This window comes from Rhizobium sp. RCC_161_2 (genome assembly GCF_041355235.1).
Lineage (GTDB): Bacteria > Pseudomonadota > Alphaproteobacteria > Rhizobiales > Rhizobiaceae > Rhizobium.
The window spans coordinates 15,658-30,270 of record NZ_JBFUPL010000007.1; the positions used below are offsets into that span (position 1 = coordinate 15,658).

The 14,613-nt window shown below is 60.7% G+C and carries 17 protein-coding genes; 13 read left to right on the top strand and 4 right to left on the bottom strand.

Features of this window, described 5'->3' with window-relative positions; all coding sequences use genetic code 11:
- Positions 1-19 precede the first annotated feature (19 nt).
- Positions 20-547 carry an ATP-dependent protease subunit HslV gene (hslV, locus tag AB6803_RS18515; RefSeq protein WP_371110276.1) on the bottom strand — a complete coding sequence of 176 codons (528 nt, stop codon included), beginning with the start codon at positions 545-547 and terminating at the stop codon, positions 20-22.
- Positions 548-760: 213 nt separating this feature from the next.
- Here hslV and hisB point away from each other — a divergent pair, with 213 nt between their 5' ends.
- Genes hisB through coaA form a run of 7 tightly spaced genes read left to right on the top strand, consistent with a single transcriptional unit; the run spans position 761 to position 5,422 of the window.
- On the top strand, positions 761-1,369 hold the full coding sequence (gene hisB / locus AB6803_RS18520; RefSeq protein ID WP_007698539.1) for an imidazoleglycerol-phosphate dehydratase HisB: 609 nt from the start codon (positions 761-763) through the stop codon (positions 1,367-1,369).
- Between the two features lie 25 nt (positions 1,370-1,394).
- Positions 1,395-1,877, top strand: a complete 483-nt coding sequence (locus AB6803_RS18525) for a DUF2628 domain-containing protein (RefSeq protein ID WP_371110277.1) — start codon at positions 1,395-1,397, stop codon at positions 1,875-1,877.
- A gap of 2 nt (positions 1,878-1,879) precedes the next feature.
- Positions 1,880-2,530: an imidazole glycerol phosphate synthase subunit HisH gene (gene hisH / locus AB6803_RS18530; protein WP_371110278.1), complete on the top strand. Its 651-nt coding sequence runs from the start codon at positions 1,880-1,882 to the stop codon at positions 2,528-2,530.
- 25 nt (positions 2,531-2,555) lie between these two features.
- A complete protein-coding gene (gene hisA / locus AB6803_RS18535; protein WP_371110279.1) occupies positions 2,556-3,305 on the top strand; it encodes a 1-(5-phosphoribosyl)-5-[(5-phosphoribosylamino)methylideneamino]imidazole-4-carboxamide isomerase in 750 nt (249 codons plus the stop codon).
- Positions 3,302-4,090 (top strand): imidazole glycerol phosphate synthase subunit HisF, encoded by a 789-nt coding sequence (gene hisF / locus AB6803_RS18540; RefSeq protein WP_007698552.1) that lies wholly within the window; start codon positions 3,302-3,304, stop codon positions 4,088-4,090. The genes hisA and hisF overlap by 4 nt, the downstream gene beginning before the upstream one ends.
- A gap of 15 nt (positions 4,091-4,105) precedes the next feature.
- On the top strand, positions 4,106-4,420 hold the full coding sequence (locus AB6803_RS18545; protein ID WP_371110280.1) for a phosphoribosyl-ATP diphosphatase: 315 nt from the start codon (positions 4,106-4,108) through the stop codon (positions 4,418-4,420).
- 6 nt (positions 4,421-4,426) lie between these two features.
- Positions 4,427-5,422 carry a type I pantothenate kinase gene (gene coaA, locus AB6803_RS18550; protein ID WP_371110281.1) on the top strand — a complete coding sequence of 332 codons (996 nt, stop codon included), beginning with the start codon at positions 4,427-4,429 and terminating at the stop codon, positions 5,420-5,422.
- 8 nt (positions 5,423-5,430) lie between these two features.
- Here coaA and AB6803_RS18555 read toward each other — a convergent pair whose 3' ends face one another.
- The 3 genes from AB6803_RS18555 to AB6803_RS18565 form a co-directional block, all read right to left on the bottom strand.
- Positions 5,431-6,039, bottom strand: a complete 609-nt coding sequence (locus AB6803_RS18555; protein WP_371110282.1) for an alpha-ketoglutarate-dependent dioxygenase AlkB — start codon at positions 6,037-6,039, stop codon at positions 5,431-5,433.
- A 288-nt stretch (positions 6,040-6,327) separates the two neighbouring features.
- A complete protein-coding gene (gene arfB / locus AB6803_RS18560) occupies positions 6,328-6,762 on the bottom strand; it encodes an alternative ribosome rescue aminoacyl-tRNA hydrolase ArfB (RefSeq protein ID WP_034520619.1) in 435 nt (144 codons plus the stop codon).
- Positions 6,763-6,884: 122 nt separating this feature from the next.
- Positions 6,885-8,495 carry a phosphoenolpyruvate carboxykinase gene (locus AB6803_RS18565; RefSeq protein ID WP_371110283.1) on the bottom strand — a complete coding sequence of 537 codons (1,611 nt, stop codon included), beginning with the start codon at positions 8,493-8,495 and terminating at the stop codon, positions 6,885-6,887.
- Positions 8,496-8,845: 350 nt separating this feature from the next.
- Between AB6803_RS18565 and AB6803_RS18570 the strand changes: the two genes are divergently transcribed.
- The 6 genes from AB6803_RS18570 to ahcY all read left to right on the top strand — a co-directional run bounded on the left by AB6803_RS18570 (position 8,846) and on the right by ahcY (position 14,456).
- Positions 8,846-9,577, top strand: a complete 732-nt coding sequence (locus AB6803_RS18570; protein ID WP_193561730.1) for a response regulator transcription factor — start codon at positions 8,846-8,848, stop codon at positions 9,575-9,577.
- Between the two features lie 193 nt (positions 9,578-9,770).
- Positions 9,771-11,570: a stimulus-sensing domain-containing protein gene (locus tag AB6803_RS18575; protein WP_371110528.1), complete on the top strand. Its 1,800-nt coding sequence runs from the start codon at positions 9,771-9,773 to the stop codon at positions 11,568-11,570.
- Positions 11,567-12,019, top strand: a complete 453-nt coding sequence (locus AB6803_RS18580) for an HPr kinase/phosphorylase (RefSeq protein WP_371110284.1) — start codon at positions 11,567-11,569, stop codon at positions 12,017-12,019. Before AB6803_RS18575 ends, AB6803_RS18580 begins: the two co-directional genes overlap by 4 nt.
- A 152-nt stretch (positions 12,020-12,171) precedes the next feature.
- Entirely contained in the window at positions 12,172-12,573 is a 402-nt protein-coding gene (locus AB6803_RS18585) for a PTS sugar transporter subunit IIA (protein ID WP_007698585.1), read from the top strand.
- Between the two features lie 19 nt (positions 12,574-12,592).
- Positions 12,593-12,868, top strand: a complete 276-nt coding sequence (locus AB6803_RS18590; RefSeq protein WP_007698588.1) for an HPr family phosphocarrier protein — start codon at positions 12,593-12,595, stop codon at positions 12,866-12,868.
- A 187-nt stretch (positions 12,869-13,055) separates the two neighbouring features.
- Positions 13,056-14,456 carry an adenosylhomocysteinase gene (ahcY, locus tag AB6803_RS18595; RefSeq protein WP_371110285.1) on the top strand — a complete coding sequence of 467 codons (1,401 nt, stop codon included), beginning with the start codon at positions 13,056-13,058 and terminating at the stop codon, positions 14,454-14,456.
- Positions 14,457-14,613 lie beyond the last annotated feature (157 nt).

Here is a 14,613-nt window from a genome sequence, read left to right on the forward strand (position 1 = left end):
GATACGATCAAGATAGGAATTAGGCGTCGGCATCGAGCGTTTCGATCACCACATTATGGTTGGTGTAAACGCAGATGTCGGCGGCGATATCGAGGGCGCGGCGGGCGACCTCCTCGGCGGATTTGTCGGTATCCATCAGCGCACGCGCAGCGGCGAGCGCATAATTGCCGCCAGAGCCGATCGCGAGCGCGCCGTGTTCCGGCTCAAGCACATCGCCGTTGCCCGTAATGGCGAGCGTCACTTGTCTGTCGGCCACCAGCATCATGGCTTCGAGATTGCGCAGATATTTGTCCGTGCGCCAGTCCTTGGCGAGCTCGACGGCCGCACGCATCAACTGGCCGGGATATTGTTCGAGCTTCTTTTCAAGCCGCTCCAGCAGCGTGAAGGCATCGGCGGTCGCGCCGGCGAAACCGGCGATCACGTCGCCCTTGCCGATGCGGCGAACCTTGCGGGCATTGCCCTTCATTACCGTCTGGCCAAGACTGACCTGGCCGTCACCGGCCATCACAACCTTGCCACCTTTGCGAATAGTCACAATTGTCGTCATGTAACACCTGTTTGCCCCCATTCTGGCGGGCGTTCTGCCGGGCCGCGTTTCGGCCCCGTCGTGATCTATGTAAGAGGGCTTTTTGCGATTGCAAATGCCTCCCATTTTGGAATGATGCCTGGAAGCCGGCTAGATAAGTCATTGGAGACTTAACTTCTGGATATTTGCCGATGTGCCTGATAAGGAACGGCCGTCATCCCGATGGAGCAGCCCATGGCAGAGACTGTAGCGAGCCGCACGGCAAGCGTTTCCCGCAAGACCAACGAGACCTCGGTCTCCGTATCCGTCAACATCGACGGCAGCGGCAAGTCGACCATTTCGACGGGCGTCGGTTTCTTCGACCATATGCTGGAACAGCTGTCGCGACATTCGCTGATCGACATGGAGATCGACACCAAGGGCGACCTGCATGTCGACGATCACCATGCGGTTGAAGATACCGGCATCGCCATCGGTCAGGCCATCGCCAAAGCGCTGGGCGACCGGCGCGGCATTACGCGCTATGCCTCGATCGATCTCGCCATGGACGAGACGATGACCAAGGCGGCCGTCGATCTCTCAGGCCGGCCCTTCCTCGTCTGGAACGTTGCCTTCAGCGCCCCGAAGATCGGCACCTTCGATACCGAACTGGTGCGCGAATTCTTCCAGGCCTTGGCGCAGAATGCCGGCATCACGCTGCATATCCTCAACCATTATGGCGCCAACAATCACCATATAGCCGAGACATGCTTCAAGGCCGTTGCCCGCGTGCTGCGCACGGCAACCGAGATCGACCCGCGGCAGGCAGGCCGTGTGCCCTCGACAAAGGGCACCCTCGCCTGAGCCCCATCATGGGGGAAGTGAAGAGATGGCAAGCTATCTGATTTTGACGCCACCCGGCGGGCCGGACGGCAACCAGGACAAGACGCGCTTCATCCGCGACGGCTTTTCCTGGCTAGCCTTTCTGTTTCCGACGCTTTGGATGATTTACCATCGGCTGTGGCTGCATGCCGCCGCCGCCTTTCTGCTGCAGGGCGTCGCGCTGGAGCTGCTCCGCCGGCCGGGATTTTTCGCCGCAGGCATCGCGATTCTCATCGGCGTCCGCATCCTTGCGGCGCTCGAAGGCCCGAATGCCGTCTACCGTCGTCTTGCCGATGGTGGATGGAGGACGGAAGGGCTGGTTTCGGCGCAGAATCTGGCAATGGCGGAAGAAGTCTATTTCTCGGGCATCGAGCCGAAGGTGCAGGAAAATATCCACGTGAACAACTGGGATATCCCTTCCTATCCAAACAATAATTCCGGCCACGGCGGATCGACATTCGGTCTGCCCGGCTATGATGGAGGACGCTGACTATGCGCGTCGCGATTATCGACTACGGCTCGGGCAATCTGCGCTCGGCCACCAAAGCCTTCGAACGCGCCGCTCGCGAAGCCGGCATCGACGCCGAGATTGATCTGACCGATGATGCCGAGCGCGTCGCCACCGCCGACCGCATCGTGCTTCCAGGCGTCGGTGCCTATGCCGATTGCCGCCGCGGGCTCGACGCCGTTTCCGGCATGGCGGAAGCCATCATCGATGTCGTGGAAAACAAGGCCCGCCCCTTTCTCGGGATCTGCGTCGGCATGCAGCTGATGTCGTCGCGCGGGCTGGAAAAGACGATCACGCAAGGCTTCGGCTGGATCAAGGGCGACGTCAAGGAGATGACGCCGAGCGATCCGAGTCTGAAAATCCCGCAAATCGGCTGGAATACGCTGGATCTGAGGCATCCGCACGCGCTCTTCGACGGCATCCCGACCGGCCCGGACGGGCTGCACGCTTATTTTGTGCATTCCTACCATCTGGCCGCCGACCACGCCGACGACGTCATCGCCACGACCGGCTATGGCGGAGCGATGACCGCCTTCGTCGGCCGCGACAACATGGCCGGCTCGCAGTTCCACCCGGAAAAGAGCCAGAAGCTCGGCCTCGCCCTGATTGCCAATTTCCTGCGCTGGAAGCCGTAAGGCTCGCGCTTCAAGGACAGAAACCATGATTCTTTTCCCCGCCATCGATCTGAAAGACGGCCAGTGCGTACGCCTGAAGCTCGGCGATATGAACCAGGCGACCGTCTATAATCCAGACCCCAGCGCCCAGGCCAAGGCCTTCGAGGACCAGGGCTTCGAATGGCTGCATGTGGTCGACCTCAACGGCGCCTTTGCCGGCGAAACCGTCAACGGCGCTGCCGTCGATGCAATTCTCAAGGCTACGAAGAACCCGGTACAGCTCGGCGGCGGCATCCGCACGCTCGACCATATCGAGAACTGGCTGGCGCGCGGGCTCACCCGCGTCATTCTGGGCACGGTTGCCGTGCGCGATCCGGCGCTGGTGATCGAGGCTTGCAAGAGATTTCCGGGCCATGTCGCCGTCGGCATCGACGCCAAGGGCGGCAAGGTGGCAGTCGAAGGCTGGGCGGAAGCCTCCGAACTCGGCATCATCGAGCTGGCGAAGAAATTCGAAGGCGCCGGCGTTGCCGCGATCATCTATACCGACATCGACCGCGACGGCATTCTGACCGGCATCAACTGGGCTTCGACGCTGGAACTGGCCGATGCCGTTTCGATTCCCGTCATCGCCTCCGGCGGGCTGGCCTCGATGGACGATATCCGCCGCATGATCGAGCCGGATGCCCGCAAACTGGAGGGTGCGATTTCCGGCCGTGCGCTTTATGATGGCCGTATCGATCCGCAGGAAGCCCTGGCGCTGATCAAGGCGGCCAAGGAAAAGGAGATCGCGCAATGACCCTGAAAGCCCGCGTTATCCCCTGCCTTGACGTCAAGGACGGCCGTGTCGTCAAGGGCGTCAATTTCCTCAATCTCGTCGATGCAGGCGATCCGGTCGAAGCTGCCAAGGCCTATGATGCCGCCGGCGCCGATGAACTCTGCTTCCTCGACATCACCGCCTCTTCAGACAATCGCGAAACTATTTTCGACGTGGTGGCGCGAACGGCGGAGCAATGCTTCATGCCGGTGACCGTCGGTGGCGGCGTTCGCGCCATCGCCGACATCCGCAAGCTGCTGCTTTGCGGCGCCGACAAGGTGTCGATCAACTCGGCCGCCGTCAATAATCCGGATTTCGTCGCCGAAGCCGCCGACAAGTTCGGCAACCAATGCATCGTCGTCTCGATCGACGCCAAGCGGCGGCGCACCGAGGCTCTGGGCGGCGACAATCAGAGCGCCTGGGAAATCTATACCCATGGCGGCCGCAACGCGACCGGCATCGACGCTGTCGATTTTGCCCGCAGGATGGTCGAGCGCGGCGCCGGCGAGCTTCTCGTCACCTCGATGGACCGCGACGGCACCAAGGTCGGCTACGATCTGGAGCTGACGCGGGCGATCGCGGATGCGGTGCGCGTGCCCGTCATCGCATCGGGCGGCGTCGGCGATCTCGACGATCTCGTCGCAGGTATCAAGGAAGGCCATGCGACCGCCGTGCTCGCAGCCTCGATTTTCCACTTCGGCACCTATTCGGTCGGCGAAGCAAAACGGTATATGTCGGAACATGGCATCGCCATGCGGCTCGACTAGGGAGGACAACGACGGATGAGCGGATTTACCCTTTCCGACCTCGAAAGGATCGTCGACGAGCGCTCCAAGGCACAGCCGGAGGAATCCTGGACGGCAAAGCTTTGCGCCGCCGGCCAGCCGAAAGCGGCAAAGAAGCTGGGCGAGGAAGCGATCGAGGCCGTGATGGCCGCCGTCACCGGCGATCGCGACAACCTCACCTATGAGGCAGCGGATTTGCTTTATCATCTTATGGTCGTATTGAAGATTGCAGGCATTCCGTTGCAGAATGTCATGGGTGAGCTCGAAAGGCGCACCGCTCAATCCGGCCTTCAGGAGAAGGCAAGCCGGTAGAACGCGATGACAATAGCCACCAAAACCCCGACCACACCCGAGACGCTCGATATTTTTCAGGCGAAGGCCTATTCGCCCTATTATTTCTTCTCGACGGAGGAATGGGCGAAATTCCGAGCCGATACGCCGTTGACCCTGACCGCCGACGAAGTGACGCGGCTGCGCTCCATGGGCGACCCGATCGACCTCGACGAAGTCCGGCGCATCTATCTTTCGCTGTCGCGGCTTTTGTCGTCGCATGTCGAATCCTCGCAGATCCTGTTCGAGCAGCGCAACCGCTTCCTCAGCCTCAACGGTGTCGCCAAGACGCCCTTCGTCATCGGCATCGCCGGCTCGGTCGCCGTCGGCAAGTCCACTACGGCCCGTATCCTGAAGGAACTGCTGCGCCGCTGGCCGTCGAGCCCGAAGGTGGACCTGATCACCACCGACGGCTTTCTCTATCCCAATGCCGAATTGCAGCGCCGCAACCTGATGCAGCGCAAGGGGTTTCCTGAGAGTTACGACACCGCCGAACTATTGCGTTTTCTTTCGGCCATCAAGGCCGGGCAGCCGGATGTCAAGGCGCCCTGCTATTCGCATCTCGTCTATGACGTGCTGCCCAACGAATACAAGACCGTAGACCGGCCGGATATCCTGATCTTCGAAGGCATCAACGTGTTGCAATCGCGACACCTGCCGGCCGACGGCAAGATCGTGCCGATGGTCTCGGATTTTTTCGACTTCTCGATCTATATCGATGCCGACGAGCCGCTGATCCACAATTGGTATGTCACCCGCTTCATGCGGCTGCGCGAAACCGCCTTCCGCGACCCGCACTCCTTCTTCCACCGCTATGCCTCGATCACCGAGGAAGAGGCGCTTGGGATCGCTGAGGGACTCTGGAAGAACATCAACCTTAAAAACCTGCGCCAGAATATCCTGCCGACCCGCCCGCGCGCCGACCTGATCCTGCGTAAGGGCAAGAACCATCTGATTGAGCAGGTGGCGCTCAGGAAGCTCTGACGACCGGTTCAGGGATTGACGCGTCGCAGCGTCAAATTAATCCGCCCGCCATTCTTCAAGAGCGTTGAAGTTGCAGGATGGATGCGGTCGACACCGTGGAAGCAGAGCCTGCCCTCGCCGCCAAGCACGACGATGTCGCCGCTGGAAAGCTTGAAGGATAGCGTACGATCATTGCGGTTGAGACCGCCGACACGGAAGAGGCAGGTGTTGCCGAGCGAGATCGACAGCACGGGTGCCTTAAGATCCTGTTCGTCGCGATCCTGATGCAGGCCCATGCGGGCATCGTCATTGTAGAAATTGACGAGACATGCCTCCGGCTGCTTTTCATAGCCGGCTATATTAGCCCAAAGCTCCAACAGCTTCGGTGGAATCGCCGGCCACGGCCTGCCCGTCACCGGATGGGTCGGCTGATAACGATAGCCATGCTGCTTGTCCGTCACCCAGCCAAGCGAGCCGCAATTGGTCATCCGGACCGACATCTCCTTGCCGGTGCCAGGCATGGCGGGCGTGTAGAGTGGTGCTTCAGCGACGACCTTGCGGATGGCTTCGACCAGGGCTTCCTGTTGGGGCCGGTCGAGATAACCAGGAAGATGGCGAATGCCGTTGGGAAGAAGCATCTATGTGTTCCAAGTTTGGCGGTGCCGGTCAGGTTACGCTATCGCTGCCCGAATGGGCTAGGTGGTTTTGCTCTCCCTGCCGCGCCCCCCTCATCCGCCCTATCGGGCACCTTCTCCCCGAGGGGAGAGGGGGTTGGCGTTGGCGGCCCCTTTTGCGAATAAACTGAGACGGCTGCGATAGTCGTCCCCTCTCCCCTCGGGGAGAGGGCTAGGGTGAGGGGGCTGCCGCAGAAACCATCGTCTCCGATAAGCGGAGAGATAACCAAACCAAAACCACAGCCCGAAAGCCTAATCGCCGCCCGGCTTGCCGCGCATCTTCTTCACCTCGGAGCGTCCGGATTTCTCCTTCAGGCGCCGTTCGATCGAGCCTTTGGTCGGTTTGGTCTTCTTGCGTGGCGGCGGCGGTGGGGCGGCGGCTTCGAGGATCAGTTCCTTCAGGCGCTCGCGCGCATCCTCGCGATTGCGGTCCTGGCTGCGGAAACGGCTGGCCTCGATCATCAGCACGCCGTCCTTGGAGACGCGACGGCCGGCGAGCCTGACGGCATTGGCCTTGACGCGATCGTTGAGCGACGGCGAACTCACGAGACCGAAGAAGAGCTGGACGGCGGTTGCGACCTTGTTGACATTCTGCCCACCGGGACCGCCCGCCAGAACGAATTGTTCCGTCAGTTCCCAGCCGGCAATGGTGATCCGGTCGTTGATGTAAAGCGCGTCGCTGGCCATGTTTTTCTCCGCGCCTGTCTATCCCATATTGTTCGGCGGTTGAAAACAGCACGGCGGCAAAATGAAACCCCGGCAGACCAGCTGCCGGGGTTTCACGTGAGTCATCAATGCGATGCGATCGTTTATTCCGCCGCAGCGCGAAATCCCGGGGCCGCGTCGCGGACGTTGCCGTCGACATGGTCCTCGAACTTGGCGAAGTTGGACACGAACATCTGCACCAGCTTGGCCGCCTGCGCGTCATAGGCCTGGCCGTCGGCCCAGGTGGAGCGTGGGTCGAGGATGGCGCTGTCGACGCCATCGACGGCAACCGGCACCGCGAAGCCGAAATTCGGGTCGATGCGGAACTCGGCCTTGTCGAGGTCACCCTTCAAAGCAGCGGCGAGCAAAGCGCGCGTCGCCTTGATCGGCATACGCCGGCCAGTGCCGTAGGCGCCACCGGTCCAGCCGGTGTTGACGAGCCAGCAACCGGCGCCGTGGCGTGCGATCAGCTCCTTGAGCAGATTGCCGTATTCGGTCGGATGACGCGGCATGAAGGGAGCGCCGAAGCAGGTCGAAAAGGTGGCTTCCGGCTCGACGACGCCCTTTTCAGTGCCGGCGACCTTGGCGGTGTAGCCCGAGAGGAAGTGGTACATCGCCTGGTCCGGCGTCAGCTTGGCGATCGGCGGCATGACACCGAAAGCGTCGGCCGTCAGCATGATGATCGTCTCCGGATGGCCGGTCATGCCGGATTCCGAGGCGTTCGGAATGAAGTCCAGCGGATAGGCGCTGCGGGTGTTTTCTGTCAGCGAGCCGTCGTCGAGATCCGGTACGCCATGCTCGTCGAGCACGACATTTTCCAGCACCGTGCCGAAGCGACGGGTGGTCTCATAGATTTCCGGCTCGGCCTCGGCCGACAGGCGGATGGTCTTGGCGTAGCAGCCGCCTTCGAAGTTGAAGATACCGTTTTCGCCCCAGCCGTGTTCGTCGTCACCGATCAGGGTGCGGGTCGGATCGGCCGACAGCGTCGTCTTGCCGGTGCCCGACAGGCCGAAGAAGATCGCCGCATCCCCTTCCGGCCCGACATTGGCCGAGCAGTGCATCGGCATAACGCCGCGTTCCGGCAAGAAGTAGTTCAGCACGGTGAAGACCGACTTCTTCATTTCGCCGGCATAGGACGTGCCGCCGATCAGGACGATGCCGTTGACGAGGTCGCAGGCGATCACCGTTTCCGTGCGGCAGCCATGACGCTCCGGATCGGCGCGGAAGCTCGGCAGGTCGATGATGGTCAGCTTCGGTGCGAAGCTTTCCAGCGCCGAGCGCTCCGGGCGGATCAGAAGGTTGCGGATGAACAGCGAGTGCCAGGCGAATTCGGTGACGACGCGCGTCGGCAGGGCATAGTCATGGTCGGCGCCGCCGATCAGATCCTGAACGAACAGATCCTTGCCGTGCACATGCGCCAGCATGTCCTTATGCAGCAGGGCGAAATGCTCCGGCGACATCGGCTTGTTGTTGTCCCACCAGATCTGGTCTTCGGTCACGGCGTTGCGAACGACGAACTTATCCTTCGGCGAACGGCCAGTATGTTGCCCGGTCAATGCCCTGAGCGCACCGTGAGCGGTCAGATCGGCTTCCCGCCGACGAATCGCTTCCTCGTAAAGATGGGACTCCAGGAGGTTATAGCGCACGCTGGCAGCGGCTCCCAGACCGATCGAGTCGAGTTCGATTGCGGGGTTGCGGACGCCGAATTGCTCCATCGCTTCATTCCTCTAACAAGGCCGTGGCCGTTAAACTAAATGAAACCTAGTGGCGTCTTTTTAAAAGCACAAGAGCAAATAACGAGAAATATCGAATGATATCAGACATTTAATCGATTTAGATAAATATCAATAATTTTAAATCGTTTGAATGAGCGACATCGGGACGATTCGTCGCACAACTCCTGGTCAAGGTTTTTCTGGCTCGACAATCCACCCCTTTATCTTTGCCACAATTTGTTCCACCTTTATCCCCATAAGCGCGCCAGGTTACCGCCAACCGAGCTGGCAAGCCACCTGGGCTGGATTCCAAATCCGGGAGATGCGCACTAATGACGGAGACGAACACCATGTTGACAATCGCGCTCGTAGATGACGACCGCAATATCCTGACTTCCGTGTCGATTGCCCTGGAAGCCGAGGGATATAAGGTCGAAACCTACACCGACGGCGCTTCCGCGCTCGATGGCCTGCTTGCCCGGCCGCCGCAACTGGCGATCTTCGACATCAAGATGCCGCGCATGGACGGCATGGAGCTTCTGCGCCGCCTGCGGCAGAAGTCCGATATACCGGTGATCTTCCTGACCTCGAAGGATGAAGAGATCGACGAGCTCTTCGGCCTGAAGATGGGCGCCGACGACTTCATCACCAAGCCCTTCTCGCAGCGTCTGCTGGTCGAGCGCGTCAAGGCCGTGCTGCGCCGCGCCTCCGCCCGCGAAGCCGCAAACAATGCCGGCGGCAGCGCAGCGCCGAAGCCGGGCGCCACCCAGCAGGCCCGCTCGCTGGAACGCGGCCAGCTCGTCATGGACCAGGAACGCCATACCTGCACCTGGAAGGGCGAACCGGTGACGCTGACCGTCACGGAATTCCTGATCCTGCATTCGCTGGCGCAACGCCCCGGCGTCGTAAAGAGCCGCGACGCCCTGATGGACGCCGCCTATGACGAGCAGGTCTATGTCGACGACCGCACCATCGACAGCCACATCAAGCGGCTGCGCAAGAAATTCAAGATGGTCGATCTCGATTTTGATATGATCGAAACGCTGTATGGCGTCGGCTATCGCTTCCGCGAAGCTGCCTAGAGCCGGATGATTTTAGGTCGAATCGACCTAAAATCCGAATCCGCTCTAGAAAAAAATTGAGCGTGATGTCGTCCGAAAACCGCTTACATTTTTCGGCATCATGCTCGAATAGTTAACTGGACCATGCGGCGGACAATGGAATAAGAGCATGCGGACGGGATCGGCGATCCCGTTCTTCGAAAGGGCCGTTGGCTTGGCGCAGCTGGTGCAGCACAGAGATAGAGATATCGACGACGCGGAAACCCCGAGCGGTGCCAGGATCGCCCGTCGGCGCTGGACGCACCCTTTCACGCTGATCCGCCGCATCTTCGGCAATGCCGTCTTTTCCAGCCTGACGCGGCGCATCCTGTTCTTCAACCTCGCCGCTCTCGTCGTTCTCGTCGGCGGCATCCTCTATCTCAACCAGTTCCGCGAAGGCCTGATCGACGCCCGCGTCGAAAGCCTGCTGACCCAGGGCGAGATCATCGCCGGCGCGGTCTCGGCATCCGCCTCGGTCGACACCAACTCCATCACCATCGATCCGCAGAAGCTGTTGGAGCTCCAGGCCGGCCAGAGCATCACGCCTGTCCCGAACGACGAGGACCTGGAATTCCCGATCGATCCGGAAAAGGTAGCACCCGTGCTGACGCGGCTGATCTCGCCGACGCGCACCCGCGCCCGCATCTTCGATGCCGATGCCAACCTGCTGCTCGACAGCCGTCACCTCTATTCGCGCGGCCAGGTGCTGCGCTACGACCTGCCGCCGGTCGACGACGAGAAACAGAGCTGGTCGGACTGGTTCAGCGGCTTGCTCAACAAGATGCTGCAGCCCGGCAACCTGCCCGTCTATAAGGAAGCCCCCGGCGGCGACGGCTCGATCTATCCGGAAGTGATGAATGCGCTGACCGGCGTGCGCGGCGCGGTCGTGCGTACCACCGAAAAGGGCGAGCTGATCGTCTCTGTCGCAGTCCCCATCCAGCGGTTCCGTGCCGTGCTCGGCGTACTGCTGCTCTCGACCCAGGCCGGCGACATCGACAAGATCGTCCATGCCGAGCGGCTGGCGATCATGCGCGTCTTCGGGGTGGCGACGCTGGTCAACGTCGTCCTGTCGCTGCTTCTATCCTCAACGATCGCCAATCCGCTGCGCCGGCTTTCGGCTGCCGCCATCCGCGTGCGTCGCGGGGGTGCCAAGGAGCGCGAGGAAATCCCGGATTTCTCCGCCCGTCAGGACGAGATCGGCAACCTGTCGATTGCGCTGCGTGATATGACCTCGGCGCTCTACGATCGCATCGATGCGATCGAAAGTTTCGCCGCCGATGTCAGCCATGAATTGAAAAACCCGCTGACATCGCTGCGCAGCGCCGTCGAGACGCTGCCGCTTGCCAAGAGCGACGATTCCAAGAAGCGGCTGATGGACGTGATCCAGCATGACGTGCGCCGCCTCGACCGGTTGATCAGCGACATCTCCGACGCATCGCGCCTCGATGCCGAACTCGCCCGCTCGGACGAGAAATCCCTGGACCTCGAAGTGCTGCTGCGTGACATGATCGACATTTCCCGGCAGGTCGGGCACAGCAAGAAAGCGGTCGAGATAGAGTATATCGTCGAGCGCAAGCCCGGCACGAAAACCAAATTCACCGCCAACGGCCATGATCTGCGCATCGGCCAGATCATCACCAATCTCGTTGAAAATGCCCGCTCTTTCGTTGCGAAGGACACCGGAAAGATCACGGTCCGGCTGACGCGCACGAGAACGCGCTGCGTCATCTATGTCGAGGATAACGGCCCAGGCATTCAGGCGGAAAATATCGACCGCATCTTCGAGCGCTTCTATACCGACCGGCCGGAGGTGGAAGATTTCGGCCAGAATTCGGGTCTCGGCCTGTCGATCAGCCGACAGATCGCCGAGGCGCATGGCGGATCGCTGCGCGCCGAAAACATCATCGACGGCGACGGCACGACGCTGCTCGGCGCCCGCTTCATCCTCTCGCTGCCCGCCGAAACGCCGGCATGAACACCCAGGCGACCAACATCCACGCAACGGCGATCGTCGTCGGCAAGACCGGCCTTCTCTTTCTTGGGGCTTCGGGCAGCGGCAAATCCTCGCTCGCCTTCTCGTGCCTTGCCGCCGCCAAGCCGCTCGGCCTTGCCGCATCCCTGGTTGCCGACGATCAGGTTTTCATTGCGCGGCGGGACGGCGCCGTCATCGCCGAATGTCCGCCTGCGATCGCCGGGCTGATGGAGATCCGCTACACCGGTATCGTGCGGCTCCCGCATGTTTCTGAGGCCGAAATGCATTTCGCCATATGCCCGGTCGATCCGGCAACGGCAGAGCGGCTTCCGCCCGAGGACGAGCAGATCGATGTCACCGGATCCATCCGTCTGCCACTGATCCGGCTCTCGGCAATATCGGTTAATCCGCTCGCTGCAATTATGGCAAAAATCGCTGTGGATTTAGATTAATCGGCCATTCTCGCCGCTATAGCCACGCAATTATCGTATTTTAAGCTTGCACTTCGTCTTTTCATCGCCAAGATGTCCCCCCACTGGTGGACGACATTGCTGCATTGCGATATGGCCCACCTGTTTGCGTGTGCGATGGGAGCAGTAATATCATGATCGGACTTGTGCTTGTCACTCATGGCAAGCTGGCTGAAGAGTTTCGGCATGCGGTCGAGCATGTCGTTGGTCCGCAGAAGTTCATAGAGACGGTATCGATTGGTCCCGAAGACGACATGGACAAGCGGCGGCAGGATATCCTGCAGGCCGTGACCGGCGCTGACGATGGACACGGGGTTATCATCCTGACCGACATGTTCGGCGGTACTCCCTCCAATCTCGCCATCTCCGTCATGAATAGCGGCCACACCGAGGTCATTGCCGGCGTCAATCTGCCGATGCTGATCAAGCTAGCGGGCGTGCGCGGCGACAACAACATGGAGCGCGCCCTGGTCGAAGCTTCCGAGGCCGGGCGCAAATACATCAACGTGGCCAGCCGCGTGCTCAGCGGCAAATGACGAGACAAACATCCTGCCTATGACCGCGCTCTCCCGGGAACTTCTGATCATCAACAAGCGCGGCCTTCATGCCCGCGCCTCCGCCAAATTCGTCCAGACCGTCGAAGCCTACGACGCCACCATCACCGTCTCCAAGGACGGAACCACGGTGGGCGGCAACTCGATCATGGGCCTGATGATGCTTGCGGCGAGCCCCGGCTGCAGCGTGCTGGTGACCGCCAGCGGCAAGCAGGCCACGGAAGCGCTCGAGGCGCTGGACAAGCTTGTCGCCGACAAGTTCGGCGAAGAGATGTAAGCCATCGCCGCTTGGTCTCTCAAATTGGGATATAAAGACATAAAGACTTCTTTATATCATTATTGATTTCCAGCCTGAAGCCTGCTACACGGCATCATCCTACCACGCTGACAGCGTGCAATTTTGTTGCATTCGGCCGAGGCGTTTGCCCAGGCGCGATTGCATCGTTCAGGCTGGAGACCCTTTGATGAGCACTGAAAACGACTACATCGTCGCGGATATCGGCCTTGCCGACTTCGGCCGCAAGGAAATCACGATCGCCGAAACGGAAATGCCGGGCCTGATGGCTTGCCGCGCCGAATTCGGTGAAACCAAGCCGCTCAAGGGCGCGCGCATCACCGGCTCGCTGCATATGACGATCCAGACCGCCGTTCTCATCGAGACGCTGGTCGCGCTTGGCGCCGAGGTTCGCTGGGCCTCGTGCAACATCTTCTCGACGCAGGACCATGCCGCCGCAGCAATCGCCGCTTCGGGCGTTCCGGTCTATGCCATCAAGGGTGAAAGCCTCGAAGACTACTGGATCTACACCGACAAGATCTTCCAGTGGGCCGATGGCGGCTTCTCCAACATGATCCTCGACGATGGCGGCGACGCCACCATGTACATCCTGCTCGGCGCCCGCGCCGAAGCCGGTGAGGATGTCCTCTCCGATCCGCATTCGGAAGAAGAAGAAATCCTCTTCGCACAGATCAAGAAGCGTCTTGCGGCATCGCCGGGCTGGTTCACCAAGCAGCGCGACGCCATCAAGGGCGTTACCGAAGAAACCACCACCGGCGTCAACCGCCTGTACCAGCTCAGCCAGAAGGGCCTGCTGCCCTTCCCGGCGATCAACGTCAACGATTCCGTCACCAAGTCGAAGTTCGACAACAAGTACGGCTGCAAGGAATCGCTGGTTGACGGCATCCGCCGCGCCACCGATGTGATGATGGCCGGCAAGGTCGCCGTCGTCTGCGGCTATGGCGACGTCGGCAAGGGTTCGGCTGCCTCGCTCTCCGGCGCCGGCGCCCGCGTCAAGGTCACGGAAGTCGATCCGATCTGCGCACTCCAGGCTGCGATGGACGGCTATGAAGTGGTCCTGCTCGAAGACGTCGTCTCCAGCGCCGACATCTTCATCTCCACCACCGGCAACAAGGACGTCATCCGCATCGACCATATGCGTGCGATGAAGGACATGGCGATCGTCGGCAACATCGGCCACTTCGATAACGAGATCCAGGTTGCGGCACTGCGTAACCTCAAGTGGACGAACGTCAAGCCGCAGGTCGACCTGATCGAGTTCGCCAAGGGTAACCGCATCATCCTTCTGTCGGAAGGCCGCCTCTTGAACCTCGGCAACGCCACCGGCCATCCGTCCTTCGTCATGTCGGCTTCCTTCACCAACCAGACTCTGGCGCAGATCGAGCTCTTCACCAAGCCCGGCCAGTACCAGAACCAGGTCTATGTGCTGCCGAAGCACCTCGACGAGAAGGTTGCGCGTCTGCATCTCGGCAAGCTCGGCGTGAAATTGACTGAGCTTTCTGGCGAGCAGGCTGCGTATATCGGCGTGACGCCGCAGGGTCCGTTCAAGTCTGACCACTACAGATACTGATCTACCGATCTATATCCACAACATCTTGTGGCCCCGGCATTGACAAATGCCGGGGCTTATTTTTTGGCCGGCTCCCTTCCCGGCGATTCCCTTAGGCAGTATTGTTTTTAGACTTGATTCGTGACGAACCGGGGCTTCCTCGGAGCCATGAAAATGG